This window comes from Mannheimia haemolytica (genome assembly GCF_004342115.1).
GTDB classification, from domain to species: domain Bacteria; phylum Pseudomonadota; class Gammaproteobacteria; order Enterobacterales; family Pasteurellaceae; genus Mannheimia; species Mannheimia haemolytica.
Genome location: NZ_SMAC01000040.1, coordinates 1 through 17107 on the forward strand (window position 1 = coordinate 1; position 17107 = coordinate 17107).

The 17107-nt window shown below is 38.0% G+C and carries 20 protein-coding genes, 1 tRNA gene, 2 pseudogenes and 1 riboswitch; of the genes and pseudogenes, 11 read left to right on the forward strand and 12 right to left on the reverse strand.

Annotated features, from left to right (window positions below):
• Nucleotides 1-315: 315 nt before the first annotated feature.
• From mutT to secM, 3 genes are all read right to left on the reverse strand, one after another.
• Entirely contained in the window at nt 316-714 is a 399-nt protein-coding gene (gene mutT, locus EDC41_RS12140) for an 8-oxo-dGTP diphosphatase MutT (protein WP_006250724.1), read from the reverse strand.
• A gap of 86 nt (nt 715-800) precedes the next feature.
• Nucleotides 801-3527, reverse strand: a complete 2727-nt coding sequence (secA, locus tag EDC41_RS12145; protein WP_006250723.1) for a preprotein translocase subunit SecA — start codon at nt 3525-3527, stop codon at nt 801-803.
• Between the two features lie 58 nt (nt 3528-3585).
• Nucleotides 3586-3906, reverse strand: a complete 321-nt coding sequence (secM, locus tag EDC41_RS12150; protein ID WP_006249304.1) for a secA translation cis-regulator SecM — start codon at nt 3904-3906, stop codon at nt 3586-3588.
• Nucleotides 3907-4026: 120 nt separating this feature from the next.
• On the opposite strand from secM, the gene EDC41_RS12155 reads away from it, so the two are divergent.
• Both EDC41_RS12155 and EDC41_RS12160 read left to right on the forward strand, forming a co-directional pair.
• Nucleotides 4027-4329: a DciA family protein gene (locus EDC41_RS12155; protein WP_006249303.1), complete on the forward strand. Its 303-nt coding sequence runs from the start codon at nt 4027-4029 to the stop codon at nt 4327-4329.
• 24 nt (nt 4330-4353) lie between these two features.
• Nucleotides 4354-4728, forward strand: coding sequence for a copper resistance protein NlpE (locus EDC41_RS12160; RefSeq protein ID WP_006249302.1), 375 nt, complete (start codon nt 4354-4356; stop codon nt 4726-4728).
• Nucleotides 4729-4903: 175 nt separating this feature from the next.
• On the opposite strand, the gene EDC41_RS12165 is transcribed toward EDC41_RS12160, so the two are convergent.
• Both EDC41_RS12165 and EDC41_RS12170 read right to left on the reverse strand, forming a co-directional pair.
• Nucleotides 4904-4993: transfer RNA gene (locus EDC41_RS12165), tRNA-Ser, on the reverse strand.
• A 91-nt stretch (nt 4994-5084) separates the two neighbouring features.
• A complete protein-coding gene (locus EDC41_RS12170; RefSeq protein WP_020824156.1) occupies nt 5085-5396 on the reverse strand; it encodes a BolA family protein in 312 nt (103 codons plus the stop codon).
• A gap of 91 nt (nt 5397-5487) precedes the next feature.
• Here EDC41_RS12170 and EDC41_RS12175 point away from each other — a divergent pair, with 91 nt between their 5' ends.
• From EDC41_RS12175 to EDC41_RS12210, 9 genes are all read left to right on the forward strand, one after another.
• Nucleotides 5488-6075, forward strand: a complete 588-nt coding sequence (locus EDC41_RS12175) for a YajG family lipoprotein (RefSeq protein WP_006250721.1) — start codon at nt 5488-5490, stop codon at nt 6073-6075.
• A 171-nt stretch (nt 6076-6246) separates the two neighbouring features.
• Entirely contained in the window at nt 6247-6420 is a 174-nt protein-coding gene (locus tag EDC41_RS13625) for a hypothetical protein (protein ID WP_006247903.1), read from the forward strand.
• The gene (locus EDC41_RS12180; RefSeq protein ID WP_006253344.1) at nt 6401-6691 is read left to right on the forward strand and encodes a type II toxin-antitoxin system RelE/ParE family toxin; all 291 of its coding nucleotides are present in this window, start codon (nt 6401-6403) and stop codon (nt 6689-6691) included. Before EDC41_RS13625 ends, EDC41_RS12180 begins: the two co-directional genes overlap by 20 nt.
• Nucleotides 6692-6750: 59 nt before the next feature.
• The gene (gene rsmE / locus EDC41_RS12185; RefSeq protein ID WP_020824157.1) at nt 6751-7482 is read left to right on the forward strand and encodes a 16S rRNA (uracil(1498)-N(3))-methyltransferase; all 732 of its coding nucleotides are present in this window, start codon (nt 6751-6753) and stop codon (nt 7480-7482) included.
• Nucleotides 7482-8042 carry a YqgE/AlgH family protein gene (locus EDC41_RS12190; protein WP_006247900.1) on the forward strand — a complete coding sequence of 187 codons (561 nt, stop codon included), beginning with the start codon at nt 7482-7484 and terminating at the stop codon, nt 8040-8042. The genes rsmE and EDC41_RS12190 overlap by 1 nt, the downstream gene beginning before the upstream one ends.
• The gene (gene ruvX / locus EDC41_RS12195; protein ID WP_006247899.1) at nt 8042-8467 is read left to right on the forward strand and encodes a Holliday junction resolvase RuvX; all 426 of its coding nucleotides are present in this window, start codon (nt 8042-8044) and stop codon (nt 8465-8467) included. Before EDC41_RS12190 ends, ruvX begins: the two co-directional genes overlap by 1 nt.
• A gap of 46 nt (nt 8468-8513) precedes the next feature.
• On the forward strand, nt 8514-9566 hold the full coding sequence (locus EDC41_RS12200; protein ID WP_006247898.1) for an AI-2E family transporter: 1053 nt from the start codon (nt 8514-8516) through the stop codon (nt 9564-9566).
• 170 nt (nt 9567-9736) lie between these two features.
• Nucleotides 9737-9832: riboswitch (glycine riboswitch) on the forward strand.
• 118 nt (nt 9833-9950) lie between these two features.
• Entirely contained in the window at nt 9951-11318 is a 1368-nt protein-coding gene (locus EDC41_RS12205; protein ID WP_006247896.1) for an alanine/glycine:cation symporter family protein, read from the forward strand.
• 43 nt (nt 11319-11361) lie between these two features.
• Nucleotides 11362-12030 carry a thermonuclease family protein gene (locus tag EDC41_RS12210; protein ID WP_006247895.1) on the forward strand — a complete coding sequence of 223 codons (669 nt, stop codon included), beginning with the start codon at nt 11362-11364 and terminating at the stop codon, nt 12028-12030.
• Nucleotides 12031-12229: 199 nt separating this feature from the next.
• Here the strand turns inward: EDC41_RS12210 and EDC41_RS13965 are convergent, their stop codons facing one another.
• The 7 genes and pseudogenes from EDC41_RS13965 to EDC41_RS12240 form a co-directional block, all read right to left on the reverse strand.
• Entirely contained in the window at nt 12230-12877 is a 648-nt protein-coding gene (locus EDC41_RS13965) for an ATP-binding cassette domain-containing protein (protein ID WP_318007244.1), read from the reverse strand.
• A pseudogene (locus tag EDC41_RS13970) lies at nt 12866-14118 on the reverse strand (peptidase domain-containing ABC transporter); the annotation flags it as partial. The pseudogene EDC41_RS13970 and the gene EDC41_RS13965, both read right to left, overlap by 12 nt.
• The gene (locus EDC41_RS12220) at nt 14118-15035 is read right to left on the reverse strand and encodes an HlyD family secretion protein (RefSeq protein WP_006250714.1); all 918 of its coding nucleotides are present in this window, start codon (nt 15033-15035) and stop codon (nt 14118-14120) included. The gene EDC41_RS12220 and the pseudogene EDC41_RS13970, both read right to left, overlap by 1 nt.
• Complete coding sequence (locus tag EDC41_RS12225) at nt 15032-15379, reverse strand: hypothetical protein (protein ID WP_006250713.1); 348 nt, start codon at nt 15377-15379, stop codon at nt 15032-15034. Before EDC41_RS12225 ends, EDC41_RS12220 begins: the two co-directional genes overlap by 4 nt.
• Nucleotides 15380-16051: 672 nt before the next feature.
• Nucleotides 16052-16702 carry a JmjC domain-containing protein gene (locus tag EDC41_RS12230; protein ID WP_015484678.1) on the reverse strand — a complete coding sequence of 217 codons (651 nt, stop codon included), beginning with the start codon at nt 16700-16702 and terminating at the stop codon, nt 16052-16054.
• On the reverse strand, nt 16692-17030 hold the full coding sequence (locus EDC41_RS14065; RefSeq protein ID WP_075270689.1) for a JmjC domain-containing protein: 339 nt from the start codon (nt 17028-17030) through the stop codon (nt 16692-16694). The genes EDC41_RS12230 and EDC41_RS14065 overlap by 11 nt, the downstream gene beginning before the upstream one ends.
• Before the next feature lie 5 nt (nt 17031-17035).
• Nucleotides 17036-17107 (reverse strand): annotated as a pseudogene (locus EDC41_RS12240) (IS1595 family transposase); the annotation flags it as partial.

Below are 17107 nucleotides of genomic sequence, written 5' to 3' on the forward strand. Positions count from 1 at the left end.
TTTTTGTTTAGATTGATTTTTGACACTCATATTCTAAACGGGAAACTCTCACTTTTTAGAGTGAATTGTCAGATCAAGTCTGATCTTCTACATTTTATTACCATTTTTTAATGACGCTCCTCAATAATATAAGTTGTGCTAAATCCGATACAATCATTATTTATTAGGTATACCAAGCGGTCATTTTTACTAAAACTCTGCAAAAAAGAAAGGGCGAATAGTAATTCGCCCCTACATCAGCTTTATAAATGTCTCAATAGCGTATCCAATAAAAAACCGCAGCTAAATTACTTTAGATACAGTTCTCAATACAAATTATGCGTGTTCTTTTAAGCGTTTAATTAATTGGGCATTTGCCGGTGGGAAAGCTCCCTCATCTAAATCCGATTGTGCGATCCAAAAACCTTCTTGCCCTTCTCTTCCGTAAGGTTCATTTACCCACTCTTCCACCAAATAAAAGAAAAATTCAATGATTTTTGTTGGATATTCAAAGCAAAAATTTTCATACGGAAAAGCGCTTAACACTTGAATACCAATTTCTTCTTCTAATTCTCGTTTTAGTGCTTCTTCAGGGGTTTCATTGGGATCGACTTTCCCCCCGGGAAATTCAAGAGACTGAGCAAAATCTTGCCCTTCTAAACGTTGGGTTAAGTAAATTTGCCCAAATTCGTTACGAATAATCCCTGCTGAGACTTGAATAATCGGTTTTGACATAGTTTCCTTCACTCTTTCTATAAATTCAAGCGGTCATATTAAGCAGAAAATTTGCAAATTCCTGACTGAATATGACCGCTTGTTAATTACGAATATCTCGCTTTGTTACCATGGCAATGCTTATATTTTTTGCCCGAACCACAAGGGCAAGGGTCATTTCGACCAATATTTAAGTTTGCCAACTCTTCTTCACTTAAGCTCTCTGCGCTATTTTCTTCTCTACTACCAGCAGCAGAATCGGTAGCTTGTGTAACTGGCGTACTTGCAGCGTCCATTTCAGCTTGCTGGCGTTGCGCTTCTTCCACCTCTTCTTTGCTACGCACTTGAATACGGCTTAAAATGCTAATTACATTCAATTTTAAGGTATCAAGCATATTGGTAAACATCGCAAAAGATTCCTTTTTATACTCTTGCTTCGGATCTTTTTGTGCATAACCACGCAAGTGAATACCTTTGCGTAAATAATCCATTGAGGCTAGATGCTCTTTCCAAAGCTCATCTAAGTTTTGTAGCATTACACCTTTTTCAAAATTACGCATTACCTCTGCGCCTACTATTTCTTCCTTCGCATTGTACTCTGCAATCGCAATATTTAAGATACGTTCACGCAAAGTCTCTTCGTGCAAGTCTTTTTCAGTTTCAAGCCAGTGAGAAATCGGTAAATCCAACCCAAATTCACGGCGTAAACGCTCTTCTAAGCCCGGCACATTCCACATTTCCTCGATAGATTGAGGCGGAATATATTGGTTAATCGTGCTTTCAAATACATCTTGGCGAATGCTTTCGATCATTGAGGCAATATTATCTGTTTCTAATAGATGATTGCGTTGTTCGTAAATTACTTTACGCTGTTCATTGGCAACATCATCATATTGTAATAAATGCTTACGCCCATCAAAGTTATGCGCTTCTACTTTCGCCTGTGCAGAGGCAATCACTTTGGTTAACAGTTTAGACTCCATCGCTTCACCTTCTTCGGTAAAGGCTTTACGCATCATATTTAATTTACCTTCATTGAGGTAAATTCTCATTAGGGCATCATCTAAAGAGAGATAGAAACGTGATGACCCCGGGTCACCTTGACGACCAGAACGACCTCGCAACTGGTTGTCGATACGGCGGGATTCGTGGCGTTCTGTACCAATAATATGTAAACCACCGGCTTGCATTACGATGTCATAACGCTCTTGCCACGCAGCTTTAATCGCATCAATTTGTTCTTGTGTCGGGTTCTCAAGCTTGGCTACTTCCATTTTCCAGTTACCGCCAAGCACAATATCCGTACCACGACCAGCCATATTGGTTGCGATAGTAACCGCCCCCGGAGCTCCCGCTTCCGCTACAATTTCAGCCTCTTGAGCGTGGAATTTCGCATTTAATACGTTATGAGCAATACCGGCTTTGGTTAATTCTGCCGATAATAACTCTGATTTTTCCACCGATGCTGTGCCAACCAAAACAGGCTGTTCACGCTCGATACAGTCTCTAATTTCAGTAATAATCGCCGCAAATTTCTCCGCTTCGCTTTTAAACATTAAGTCTGTACGGTCATCACGGATCACCGGTCTGTTGGTTGGAATCACCACCGTATTTAAGCCATAAATTTGCTGGAATTCAAAGGCTTCGGTGTCTGCCGTACCAGTCATACCGGCTAATTTTTCGTACAAACGGAAATAGTTTTGGTAAGTAATTGAGGCAACAGTTTGGTTTTCGCCCTGAATAGCCACACGCTCTTTAGCTTCAATCGCTTGGTGTAAGCCGTCAGACCAACGACGTCCAGCCATTGTACGACCGGTGTGCTCATCAATAATCACAATTTCACCGTCTTTTACAATGTAATCTACGTTGCGTTCAAATAATTTATGGGCACGCAATGCTGCACTCACATGGTGTAACAGCGAAATACGAGCAGGGTGATATAAACTTTCGCCCTCTTCCATTAACCCCATTTGAGTTAAGAAATCCTCTACTTTCACCATACCACGCTCGGTTAAATGAGCCTGTTTGTTTTTCAGATCTAAGGTAAAATCGCCCTCACCGGTGTACTCTTCACTGTCTTCTTTATCTTGAGCAATCAAATGCGGAATGATTTGATCTACCGCTTGATAAATTTGGGTCGCATCTTCCGCAGGCCCTGAAATAATTAACGGCGTACGAGCTTCATCAATTAAAATAGAGTCTACTTCATCAACTAATGCGTAGTGTAACTCACGTTGGAAACGTTCGTTTTTATCGTGAGCTAAGTTATCACGCAAGTAATCAAAACCTAATTCGCTGTTAGTCGAATAGGTAATATCTGCTTGGTATGCAGCACGTTTTGCATCAGAAGGTAACCCCGGAATATTCACTCCAACGGTTAAGCCTAAAAACTCAAATAACGGACGGTTGGTTTCCGCATCACGGCGGGCGAGGTAATCATTCACCGTAACAACATGAACACCTTTACCGGTTAAAGCATTCAAATAACAAGATAAAGTTGCAGTTAGGGTTTTACCTTCCCCAGTACGCATTTCTGCAATATTACGCCCCGTTAGCACCATACCGCCGATCAGCTGTACATCAAATGGTCGCATACCTAATACTCGTTTGCTTGCTTCTCTCACTGTCGCAAAAGCTTCAGGTAATAGGCTATCTAGCGATGCACCATCTGCAAGGCGTTGCTTAAACTCCGCTGTTTTATCCTTTAACGCCTCATCAGATAATTGCTCGAAGGTTGGTTCAAGCTTATTAATTTGTGCCACTCGCTTTCTTAAACGTTTTAAAGTGCGATCGTTGCTTGAGCCAAAAATAGAAGTCAGTAATTTTGAAATCATTGTGTTATTCCTAAATATAAAAATGGGTTAATCAATTAATGGTAAAATTAAATTATATTTAGGTTTGTGGCCCGGCTCGAATGGGGTAAGCATTTTGTCTATCCAAGCGGTAGGAGTTTGCAAAAAATTCGCAAAAATGCACCGCTTGTGGTTTAATTTCCACAATTTTATGGATTAACTCTGCAATAAAAAGCGATTGTTGCTCAATATCATTAGCGGATTGAGCATATTGAAGAAAAGATTGATTAAGAACGGTTTCCTGTTCACTTTCATTGGCGTACGCAACCTGAATTTCAGGTAAAGCAAGTATCGCAACCATTCCCAAAAAGAGTTGCGACCAAAAAGGCGTTCGATGAAAGTGTTTTAAAAATAAGCTCATTAAATTAAGATAAACGAAAAAATTGGGCTAATTATACGCTAAAGTAAAGCCGAATGAGTAAATTATTGGGTCAAGTATCGTAAAATCAAGCCTAAAATAAGACGAAATGTAAAGAAACAGATGAAAAATTCAGCACCTAAAAAGATTAATGACATTTTACAGAACTCAAGCTTAAGCCGTATTGTCGAAAAAGCAAACTTCATTAACGATTTAAACCAAAAAATTCAGAAAAGATGGCCAGAATCTTATCGTGGGCTTTACCGAGTAGTGAATTTAGTTGATAATCAGCTTATTGTGAGCGTTAAGAATGCAACCGTACGGCAAGGTTTAATCTTGCAACAAAATATGTTACTAAAACAGATACAAACCGATTTACCTGAAATAACCCAACTTGAATTTAGAGTAAATCCGAGTGTTACATAATTTAATTTTGAAGAGGAAAATAGTATGAAAAAAATCGCACTCATTGGTTTTACCACCGCAATGCTAGGGGCTTGCTCATTGCTACCACAAAAAAGCGTTAGCGGTACTTATGCAGGTGAATTACCGTGTGCTGACTGTGAGAAAATCCAAGCCCAGCTAACCTTAAATGCAGATAAAACCTACCAATATGATACGGTATATTTTAAAGATAAAAAAGAATACACTTACCGAGACAAAGGCACATACAGTTGGGAACCCAATAAGCCAAATGTGATTCGTCTGGAAAAAGCATCAGGCAATCTTGCCTTCCAAGTGTCTGAACAACACGTTGAACTTTGCGACCCAAATGGCAACACGGTAAAAAACAGCAATAACTATAAACTAGGTAAAGTACGTTAAAAGCAGATAAAAAGGATTCTTAGGAATCCTTTTTCTTTGTAATCTATCGCCGATCGCATAAAAAAATCCCCAAGCAATGTTTGCTCGGGGATAACCTAAAAATGAAAAAGTATTATCTACTTTAACTTAACCAAGGAAATATCTATGAAAACAGTAAGGAATCTTTCAGTATGAATGGCGGTGAGAGGGGGATTCGAACCCCCGATACAGTTTCCCATATACACGCTTTCCAGGCGTGCTCCTTCAACCACTCGGACATCTCACCGAATCAACAAAAAGATGGCGTAAATATAGCAATTTTACACGGTTCTTTCAAGTATTTTCTTCACAAAATAAAATAAATCATTTTTATCCACTTATTGCCCAACACCTAAGCAATTTGGCGATTTAGGTACAAGTCCGCCAGTCGCTTCCCATTCACCTTGGGTATATAGGTGCAAAGCAAGTGCGTGAACGCCATTAGCTAATTCCTCAGCTAAGCAAGCATAGACAGCACGATGACGTGCAACTGTTCTCTGCCCTTCAAATTTATCTGACACCAAAGTTAATTTAAAATGCGATTCTGCTCCTCTACCTGAGCTGTGCATATAGCTTTCGTTTTCGACATTAAAGAAAATCGGCTGAAATTCTGTCTTAATTTTTTGAATAATTGTCTGTTCTACCGACATTTTTTGCTCTCGTTCATTGAAAATCAAAACGAAATAATACTATACTAAGCAGAAATTTTCTCGAAATTTATTCAATATAGAAGGATTTACTATGAAACGCTCTAAAAAAACGTTAGTGTTAGCCACTACTTTTGTTGCCGCATTACTAGCCGGCTGCCAAAGCCAATCCAACACATTAACATTCTCTACCCCAACGCCAACTGCTGTATTTAACACAAACAATCAAACGGCTGCGGTGAATGTAATGACACAAGATTTACGCACCTCGCGTGAAATCGCAAGCTACACTAAAAACGGAGAGGTCATTCGTTTAACCGCAGTGCCTGAAGTTGCTGCAATGTTCCAACAAGCCGTCCAACAAGACCTGAATGCAAAAGGTTTCCAAATTGTACAAGGTGCAGCGAATGCCAATGTGGTAGTGAATATTCGTAAATTCTTTGCCACAGTAGAACAAGGAAACTTACGCTACAAAGCCGATGCACAAGTGAGTGTAAAAGTGGCAGTGCAAGGTTCTAAAGGAAACTTTAGCAAAAACTTCAACGCTACCCGTGGTTACGAAGGTGCATTTGGTGCAAGCAATGATGAAATCAAGAAAGTGTTAGACCAAGCCTATTCTGATGTGGTGAAAGCTATTTACAACGATAATGAAATCGCCAATGCAATTCACCAGTTCAAATAATTAATTTTTTCTGGCAAGCGGTCATCTTTCTTCGATTTTTTGCAAAAAACGTGGAAAAATGACCGCTTGTTGTTTTCTCGTTTTGTGATGTGGCTCGAAAAATAAGATAAATTAACTTGATTAAACGATCAGTAGCCCCCACAATAGAGACTCATCGCAGGGAGGAAAAATATGAATAATCCTTATCATAATGTTAGCCAAGAATATCTTGATTATCTTGCTAAAAAAGTAAAGCAAGGAAAGGAAGATATTAAAAACGGTCGGATTTATTCACCCGAAGAGGTCAGAAAAAGAGTTATTGCTGCCGCTTTTAGAGGTGCTGAAAATGCCAAAAAAGTTGCATAATATTTATTATACTGAAGAGGCCTTAATAGATTTAGAGAATATTGCCATCTCAGTTAGTGAATTTACCGGTTATGCAAGTAGTGGAATTAGGATACTAGAAGAATTGGAAAATAGTATTAATAATTTAGCCATTTTTCCTACAATGGGTGTAAAAGGTGCAATTATTAATACGAGAGAACTATATCATAACGGCTATAGAATAGTGTGTGAAGTTAAAGAGAATGAAATTTCGATTATTACTATTGTGCATTGTTCAAGACTTTATCCTTAACCCGTTTTAACTTACCTATGGCAGACAATCGTCTGCCTTTAATTTATAACTAGATAATTATGAGAATCCCAAGAATTTACCACCCACAGCCGTTAGCTGGTCTTCAAAGTTGCGTGTTAAGTGAAGATGCCGCTAACCACGTTGGGCGAGTGCTACGAATGAAACAAGGAGAGCAAATCATTTTATTTGATGGTTCAAACCACGTTTTCCACGCTACGTTACAAGCGGTCGAAAAAAAGCAAATTATTGCAAAAATTGATTCAAGTGAATTAGATGACCGAGAATCCAACCTGCCGATCCATTTAGGGCAAGTGATTTCCCGAGGCGATAGAATGGAATTTACCATTCAAAAATCGGTGGAGCTGGGGGTAAAAACTATTACCCCACTTTGGTCGGAACGTTGTGGCGTGAAACTCAATGATGAACGGCAAGATAAAAAATTACAGCAATGGCAGAAAATTGCGATTGCCGCCTGTGAACAATGCGGACGAAATGAAATCCCTGAAATTCGCCCGATTATGAAACTCACCGACTGGTGCAAAGAACAAGACGATATGTTGAAACTGAATTTGCACCCAAGAGCCAAATATACCATTCGTGAACTGCCGAATGTGCCGAAAGCTGGTGTTCGTTTACTGATTGGCTCTGAGGGCGGATTATCTGCCGAAGAAATCGCCATGACCGAGAGCGAAGGTTTTACTGAAGTATTACTGGGTAAACGAGTGTTACGCACAGAAACCGCCTCACTTGCGGCAATTACTGCGTTACAAGTTTGTTTTGGAGATATTTAATGTTAGAGAATTTACAAGGTAAATTTTTAATTGCCACGCCGGAAATGGACGATGACTATTTCGAGCGTACGGTGGTCTATATTTGCGAACATAATCCGCAAGGTGCAATGGGAGTAGTAATTAACACTCCTACCGATCTGTCGGTTCTAGAGCTGATTACCCGAATGGATTTCCAAATGGCGAACCAGCGTGATTACAAAAAAGACCAAATGGTGTTAAGCGGTGGGCCGGTAAATCAAGATCGTGGCTTTATTATTCACACCAAAACCGCCAATGATTTTATTCACACTTATCCGATCACCGATAAAATTACGCTCACTACCTCCGGTGATGTGTTAGACTCCTTTGGCACACTGGCTTCACCTGAAAAATTTATTGTGTGTTTAGGTTGTTCCACTTGGCGTGGCAGCCAGCTTGAGCAAGAAATTGCTCAAAATTATTGGATTGTGTCTGATGCGAATGAAAAAACGCTGTTTGAAACCGGTTATTTAGAGCGTTGGGCAGAAGCCTATGAAATGATGGGGCTTTCAAGCATACCGTCAAGAGCTGGGAGAGCTTAATGACAGAAACCACAACAAAAACCGTGATTGCCTTTGATTTTGGCACAAATAGCATCGGCTGTGCAGTTGGACAAAGTATTACCGGCACAGCTCAAGGTTTAACTACATTTAAAGCCCAAGACGGTATTCCAAACTGGGAAGAGATCGGAAAACTCTTGCAAGATTGGAAACCAGATATGCTGGTTGTTGGGCTACCCTTGAATATGGACGGCACAGAGCAGCCTTTAACTCAGCGTGCCAGAAAATTTGCCAATCGCTTAAACGGACGCTTTAATCTGCCGGTTGAGCTACAAGATGAACGCCTCACTACTGTTGAGGCAAAAGCGGAAATTTTTTCTCGTGGTGGTTACAAAGCATTAAAAAAGGATAAAGTGGATTCCATTTCCGCTTGTTTAATTTTAGAAAGTTGGTTTGAGAATCACTAATTTGTAAAAAATTGCTGATTTTTAACCGCTTGTAAAAGGAAAAATTATGACACATTCCACCAAAACTCTCGTGGCGATAGCCTCCATTATCATTATTCTGGCAGGGATTAAATTATCCAATGAAATTGTTGTGCCATTTTTACTTTCGCTATTTATTGCCATTATTTGTTCACCAATGATCAAATTTATGACTAAGCGTAAAGTGCCATTATGGTTAGCCATTACCATTTTACTTATTGTTTTTATCTTAGGATTCAGTTTCTTAGCAGGCATTATTAATAACACCTTGCAAGAATTTACTAATGCTATTCCGCAATACAAAATTCAGCTTTCATCTAGAATCCAGGTGATTCTAGAACTCGCCCATAGATGGCATATTCCACTTACCCTCTCACAAGAAGAGATTATGAGCAAATTTGACCCAAGCTCAATAATGAATTTGGTCAGCAAACTGCTAATGGGGCTATCCGGTGCATTATCGAATATTTTTGTGATTTTCTTAGTCGTCATTTTTATGCTATTGGAAATGCCGGTTGCCAAATATAAATTAGCCCTCGCACTTAGCCCAGATGATGATTTAAGCAACGAAAAAGAGTATATCAACCAAGTACTTGAAGGGGTGATTGGTTACCTTGGAGTTAAAACCTTTGTGAGCCTACTCACCGGAGGGTTAGTTTGGATCTTACTAGAAATTCTAGGCGTAGAATATGCGATTTTATGGGCAATTCTAACCTTCCTGCTTAACTACGTCCCGAATATCGGCTCTATTTTGGCGGGAATTCCAATTGTGATTCAAGCCTTGGTACTCAATGGCTTTTCTATAGGATTAGGCACTTTAATCGGCATTGTCGTGATTAATATGGTTGTGGGTAATGCGCTTGAACCTAAATTAATGGGCAAGAAACTCGGGCTTTCTACCCTTGTAGTGTTCCTCTCACTTCTATTTTGGGGGTGGTTACTTGGCACCGTAGGAATGTTACTTTCTGTTCCACTTACGATGGCGTGTAAAGTGGCATTAGAATCCAATAAAGCCACCCAAAAATATGCCGTATTATTTAGCGATTTAGAAGAAGTACCGAAAGAACAAAAATATCGTTAAATTCACTTGACGGAAGCAAAAGAGTTGCTAGAATTTGGCAAATCTTTTTTATTTTACATTATAAAATAAATTAGATTGTTCGGATGAAGGTAGCTGGAGAGAAATGAATTAACATTTCACCGACGAGGTAAACTCTTTCAGGTGCAGTGAACACTGCGGGGACTGTTACTGGACGAACCCTTGGAGAGAGCGGATTAAAATCCGCCGCCGAAGGCGAAAATACAGCAATGTGTGAAACGCTCAGGCAAAAGGACAGGGGAGAAAAGTTATACGATACAAGCGGTGTTTTTTTGCTAATTCTTTGCAAAAAATTTCCGTTTTTTGACCGCTTGTCTCTTGCATTCCTTTTCTTTCCTTGTAAGCAGTTTTTACGAGGAACATCAAATGTCTATCGACACTATTCTTAATCAAATCAACAGTTTTGTTTGGGGCCCGCCACTCCTGATTTTAATTTCAGGCGTAGGGTTATATTTAACCTTTTCACTCAAAGGTATTCAATTAAGCCAACTAGGGCAAGCCTTTCGCTATATGTTCAAACCGGAAAAAGGCAAAGGGCAATCGGGCGATATTTCCGCTTTTGCAGCCCTTTCCACTGCCCTAGCAGCTACTATCGGCACGGGGAATATTGTCGGCGTGGCAACCGCTATTCATTCGGGCGGGCCTGGAGCATTATTTTGGATGTGGCTGATTGCCTTATTCGGTATGGCTACGAAATATGCCGAAGGCTTATTGGCAATTAAATATCGAACTAAAGATAGAGCCGGATTTGTGGCTGGTGGTCCGATGTACTATATCGAACTGGGAATGGGAAAAAAATGGCGTTGGCTTGCTAAAGCCTTTGCGTTTTTTGGCGTATTGGTCGCTTTGCTTGGTATTGGCACGTTCCCCCAAGTGAATGGCATTACCCACGCCTTAGAAAGCACCTTTGATGTGCCGATTATCTTCAGTGCGATCATTTTAACCCTTATCGTTACCGCTATTATTTTAGGTGGCGTGCAGCGGATTTCTAAAATTGCAACCATTGTTGTACCGTTTATGGCTATTGGGTATGTCATCGCCGCTTTATCCGTCATTCTACTGAATATGGAAAAAGTCCCACAAGCAATTATTACTATTGTACACGCAGCTTTCAACCCACAAGCGGCATTAGGCGGAGCAGTCGGATTCACCGTCATGCAAGCGATTCAATTAGGGGTTGCACGTGGTATTTTCTCGAATGAATCAGGATTAGGCTCTGCCCCCATCGCCGCCGCTGCCGCCCAAACCAAAGAGCCGGTACGTCAAGGCCTAATTTCAATGACCGGCACGTTCTTAGACACTATTATCGTCTGCACAATGACCGGCTTAGTAATTGTGATTTCAGGGGCTTGGGCAGGCGATGTAAAAGGCGCAGAACTCACCACAACCGCTTTTACTCAAGGTTTAAACAGCTCATTCGGTGCGATAATTGTGACAGTTGGTTTAGTCTTCTTTGCCTTTACCACCATTTTAGGCTGGTGCTACTACGGTGAACGCTGTTTTGTCTATCTCACTCGAGGTCGCACCCAATACATTAAATTATACCGCTTGCTGTTTATTGCACTCATCGCCTCTGCTCCATTTTTACAACTCGATACAATTTGGACGCTGGCAGACATCGTGAACGGCTTAATGGCATTCCCGAATTTAATCGCATTGATTGCGTTACGCAAAGTGATTATTAGTGAAACAAAAGATTTCTTCGCTCGCCTTAAAACAGGTAAAGCCGAATAAAAAATGATAGAATGAGGGCTTATTAGCCCTCTCTTTTTTAATAATGAAATATCTTTACGCCCTGATTTTTAGCTTATTTTTCTCATCGGTATATGCCGCCGAACGCCAACTACAATGCAAAGTCGTTGGCATTAGCGATGGCGACACCCTCACTTGTTTGGTCAATAAAACACCACTAAAAATAAGGCTACAACATATTGATGCCCCCGAACAAGCGCAGCCTTACGGCAACAAAGCCAAACAAGCTCTGGCTCAATTCGTGTTTCAACAAAACATTACTGCCATAGTTTCAGGCTATGATCGTTACCAACGATTACTTGCCACCCTCTACTTAAACGATAAAAACATCAACTTAGCCTTAGTGGAAAACGGTATGGCGTGGGCTTACACCACAAAGCGGGAATATATCGAAGCACAAGATCAAGCACAGCAAGCTAAAATCGGCTTATGGCAGGACAAATTCCCGATTAACCCGAGCCAATGGCGAAAAACACACACCTCAACCTTACCACAAGCGGTCAAAAAACCGGAAAATATTGCAAACCAGCCACCAACGATTGATTGCCAAATTAAATTAAGCTGCAACCAAATCGGCAATTACGCACAGGCAAAACGCTACTTTCAACAATGCGGCTGGAAAGAGCTAGACGGCAACAACGACAGCATTCCGTGCAATAAACTTTATCGGCAAGAACAGAAAAATAGGAATTAATTTACCTGTCATTCAGGGCAATAATTCTATCCGCCGACTGAATAGTCGATTGTCTATGAGCAATAATAATCCTTGTTATCTTCATTCGTGAAATAGCTTGATTGACAAGCTTCTCATTTTCTTCATCTAAATGGCTAGTCGCCTCATCCATCAAAAGAATTTTAGGCTTTTTATATAAAGCTCGAGCAATAAACAATCGTTATCTTTGTCCGCCAGACAAATTATTTCCTAATTCTCCTAATAAGGTTTCATAATTCATCGGCATTGCCATAATATCATTGTGAATATTCGCAAGTTTGCTACATTCGATAGCCCATTCTCGATCATAATTACTTTCAAAACTAACAATATTCTCTAAAATGGAACCAGAAAAGAATTTATCTTCCTGTAATACGCAAGCAATTTGGCTCCGATATTGACTTAATCCTAACTGATAAATATCAATGCCGTTAAAATACACAGAACCTGAGGTTGGTTTTAATAAACCTGCAATTAATTTTAATAACGTTGTTTTGCCATAACCTGATGGTGCGGTAATAGCAACACTTTCCCCACTTCTGATCACTAAATTGACATTTTCAAGCACATTTTTAGAAAAAGGATCGTATTTGAAACAAAGGTCTTTAACTTCTATATCTGTTTGGTTATGTTCAAATCTGAGTTCTTGATATTTACTTTCATCTTCGACTTCATTTAAAGCAATGTCTGCAATCCGCTCTCTATGTAATGAAAGAATTTTTAGGCTAAAAATAATATCAATTAAATTCCCCATTCGTGAAGAGAAAGAGCCTCGATAGGCATTAAAAGCGACAAACATTCCTAATGTCATCACATTTTCAATCACCATTGTCGCCCCAATCCAAAGAATTAAAATCTGTTCGATGGTAGAAATAAAGGTATGAATACCGGAAAACAGCATATCAAATTTAGTTACCTTAATTGATGTGTTAAAAGCATCCGCATTGAGCGACATCCACTGTTCTTGTCGTTTATTTTCCAATCCTAATGATTTTAACGTTGTAATACCATATAAAGTTTCCATAAAATGCGAATGGGCTTTTGCTCCTTTAATAATCTGCTCTTCATTCAGTTGACGATAAACTAAATAAGTAACCATTCGAAGAATAAAATAGATAAAGGAAAAAGCTAATACTACCCAAAAGAGCCAACCGCCATATAACACCATCATAATAATTAAACTGATGATCATAATCGTATCAATAATCGTGGTAATAATGCTTGAAGTTAGAGTTTTCTGAATGGTTTTTAATGAACTAAATCGGGAATGAATATCACCTACTTGGCGTTTTCAAAGAAATCAAGCGGTAATTTTAAGAGATGAGAAAAGAAACTGGCTGTCCATTGAAAATCAATTAAATAATTCATTTTCAAGGAAACCCAAGCCCTAAACATACTGACCATTGTGCGAAAAAGGGTAAATAAAAATAGCCCAATACAGATAATTAAAAGTAATGATTGATCTTTCGCTTGCATAACGTGATCCATCACTAACTGTGTTCCAATTGGCATCAATAAGGCAATGAGTTCAATGAGCATTGAAAGGGCAAAAATTTTCACTAATGCACCTTTTATGCCAGAAATATGCTTTAAGGTTTCATACAAACTAATGGTATTTTCATTGTTGCTTTTCTCAAATTTAACTTCAGACCAAACTTCTAAAGCGACTCCGGTAAAATGGTTGGAAAATTCAGCACGGGATAATTTACGTTTACCGAAAGCAGGATCGTGGATAATAAACTGTTTTTCACTTGCGTGAGTTAATACTACAAAATGATTAAAATCCCAATGAAGAATACAAGGCAGACGAAGTTGTGGTACTTCATCTAACTCTAGAGAAAGAGGGCGAGTTATTAAACCACAGTCATTTGCAATAGAAATTAAAGTATGCAGCGTTACGCCACGAGAGGAAGTACCATATTGACTTCGCAATTCAAATAAATTGGTGTTTTTATCGTAATAGCCCAACATCATCGCTAAACAGGCTAAGCCACATTCAGCTGTTTCAGTTTGCAAAATAACAGGTATTCTTCTCCGAAAATCAAATTTTAACTGCTTAATTCCTGTCATTATTGCTCCATATTTTTGCGTAATTGATACATAGGGAAAAATATCCACTCATACAGTTTACGTTTTTCTAAAAATAACGTGGCTTCGGCTTTCATTCCACTCATAAAATAAAGGGAGGTATCATTATATTTTACGTTTTGATCGGCAAGCTCAATCAGAATTTTATAAAGCGGAATACCTTGCTCTAAATTTACAGGGAGATTTTTATAAAAACTAAGTTCTTGCAAAGAAGCTGGTAAGGTTGAAATTGACGTAATTTTGCCCTTAAACTGCCCGAATTTTTCAAACGGAAAAGCCTCATAGCGAATATTCACCTCATCGCCTTGTTTAATAAATGAAATGGCACTATTCGGTACCCACATCACTAGCTGATAATTTCCTTTATTCTGTGGCAGAATTTGTGCAAGCGGGTCATTTTCTTTAATAATTTGCCCAACTGTTACGCTGGTACTTTCAATTTTTCCGTCTAAAGAGGCATTAACAATAATATCTGAAACAGATTCAAATTCCATTAAACGAATGTTTAAATCGCTTTTTTGCATTTCATAGCGAATAATCTGATTATTAAATTCGGTTTTACGGGTTTCAATTTCATTTTCCAAGCTAAGTTGGGTGGATTTTAATTGAATTAATTCTTGCTTTAGCTCATTAAACAGTGATTTTTGTTGGAAATAACGGCTTTTCTGAATATTCACTTCATCGTGGCTGGAATGCCCTACTTTTAATAATTTCTCATAGCGTTTAACCAACTCCGCATAGTCATTCATACTTTTTTCAATTTCCACTAAATAACTCTGCTTATCTTGATAAATTTTTTGACTGTTTTTGATCTGCTTTTCAAGGCTATTAATAGTTTCTGATTTATTCTTATATAAAGCAGTTATCGCTTGTTCTGTTGCTTGAATTTGTGATTTCAACGAAAGAATAGAATTAACATTAATATTTTCGCTATGCGTAATTCTATCCAGCGTAATTTTAACCAGCGGATCGCCCTTTTTTTTACCTGCTGATGTGGTTGAATATAATTTTCGGATATATAGCCGGATTTTGGGGCAGATAATAAAATCGGATGAGATTGCATCACTAATTCACCCACAACCGTTTCACGGCGGGTATAATTACCAAACACAATAAATAGAATAAAGGCAGTAAAGATAAAGAAAGAAATGGAAAAGACAACCAAAGCTGGAACTCTGCTAAATAGTACAGCTGTGCTTTTCCATTTTTTCGATTGATATTCAATAGCTTCTTCTCTGAACATATAATACCAATTTTACACTACTACATTAGCACATTTATTTTATATACATTAAAAGCTAATCTTATAAACATGTTACTTCTTAAGAAGAGAATAAGTAAACAAAAAGCAAAACAACACTATATCATAAACTTCTGTATTACACTCGAATGGTAATAATGGATAAACGAATCTGTAAATCATAAAATAAATAAACGCAATATAAATTACAGTAACAAATCTCATAAAACACTCGCAATAAAATTTAGTTACATACATTAATTAATCTTACATCTATACAGACAAGATATATTATTCAATGATTGCCACTTATGAAATAAGGCTTATTCTCTCTTAAACATCTATTATACTCTATTCTTTTCCTAACAGAATCTTTTGCCTCTCCACTTCCATAGGAAGAATAATAACATTTACTATCCTTTTTATCATATTCTTGATAGTCAGCACAAGCAGATAACATTATTAAAGGTAATAACGTCCTAAGAATCAATAGCAACATCGATACCACCTACATTCATAACTTATAATCTATACTTCTGAAGTATTTAGGATAAATTATAAGATTACTATATTTATAATTAAACTTAGAGAAAAAATAGCTCAACCTAATAAATTATTTTAATATTAGCCTCTATCTAGAGGCTAACAAAATAACTATAGTAAAACCTTACTTATTTAACTCAATTTTAGCACACCAATATAAGATAACTGCCAAATAAGCTGAGAAACTTTATCTCGTTTATCTTCTGATATTTTTTCTAAAATATCATTTAATGAAACTTCCTGACCCTGTTTAAGAAATTTAATAACATCTCCAAACTCTTCATCAAGAGAAATACCATATCCATTTGAAATTATCTTATTTTCATAACCAAAGTAGTGATTTTTGGCTTTAAATGAAATTTTTTGATTTTCCGAAATAGAATCATATTGATAATTTCCTAAAGTTTCCAAATTAAGTGGCTTTTCAACCCGCTTCTGATCATAAAAATTCTCTATAAATTTATGATAATTCTCTTTATCTTTAATATATTCTGCTGTTTGTTCTGCCAACTGTGCTATCAACTCTTTATCTGACTCATAATGCGATAAAGAAGCTCGGGCAATTTCTTTCTCAACCATATTTTGAGATACCCAAGTCAGATAGTTATGAGTATAAGCAGGAAAAATGCCTACAGCTAAATGCACAGTTTCTTCTCCAACAGGAATAGGATCGTGCCACCAGCCACGAGGTAAATAAAGAACATCTCCAGCTTCTAATACAATATCCATATATACATCATCAAGATTAGGAGCATATTCAGGCATATCTTTACTACGATGCATAAACAATGGTTTTTTTAAATGTTGGAGTGTGAATAATCCAACGCTTTTTACCCTGCATTTGAACTGCAAAAATATCACGACTATCCCAATGGCTTTTAAAAGATCTTTGAGTATTAAACGCAATATATAAACTTGAAAAAATATGACAGCCTGTAAATTGAGCTATCTCTTGAGAGAAGCAATCAACACTTGGTTCATTTACAATACCATTTGCGACTAATGTTGCCCCATCTCTTAAAAAACCATATAAATTTTCTTCTTGAAATTTATAACGAATAGTACCTAGATCATTATATTCTTCTAAATAATCTTTGGGGCTGTAGTAGATTAGCCCTAAATCTCACACCATTTTCGCAACGTTTTGAGCTGTTCTTTTGGTGTACCAAAGTTAAACCGAAATTCACA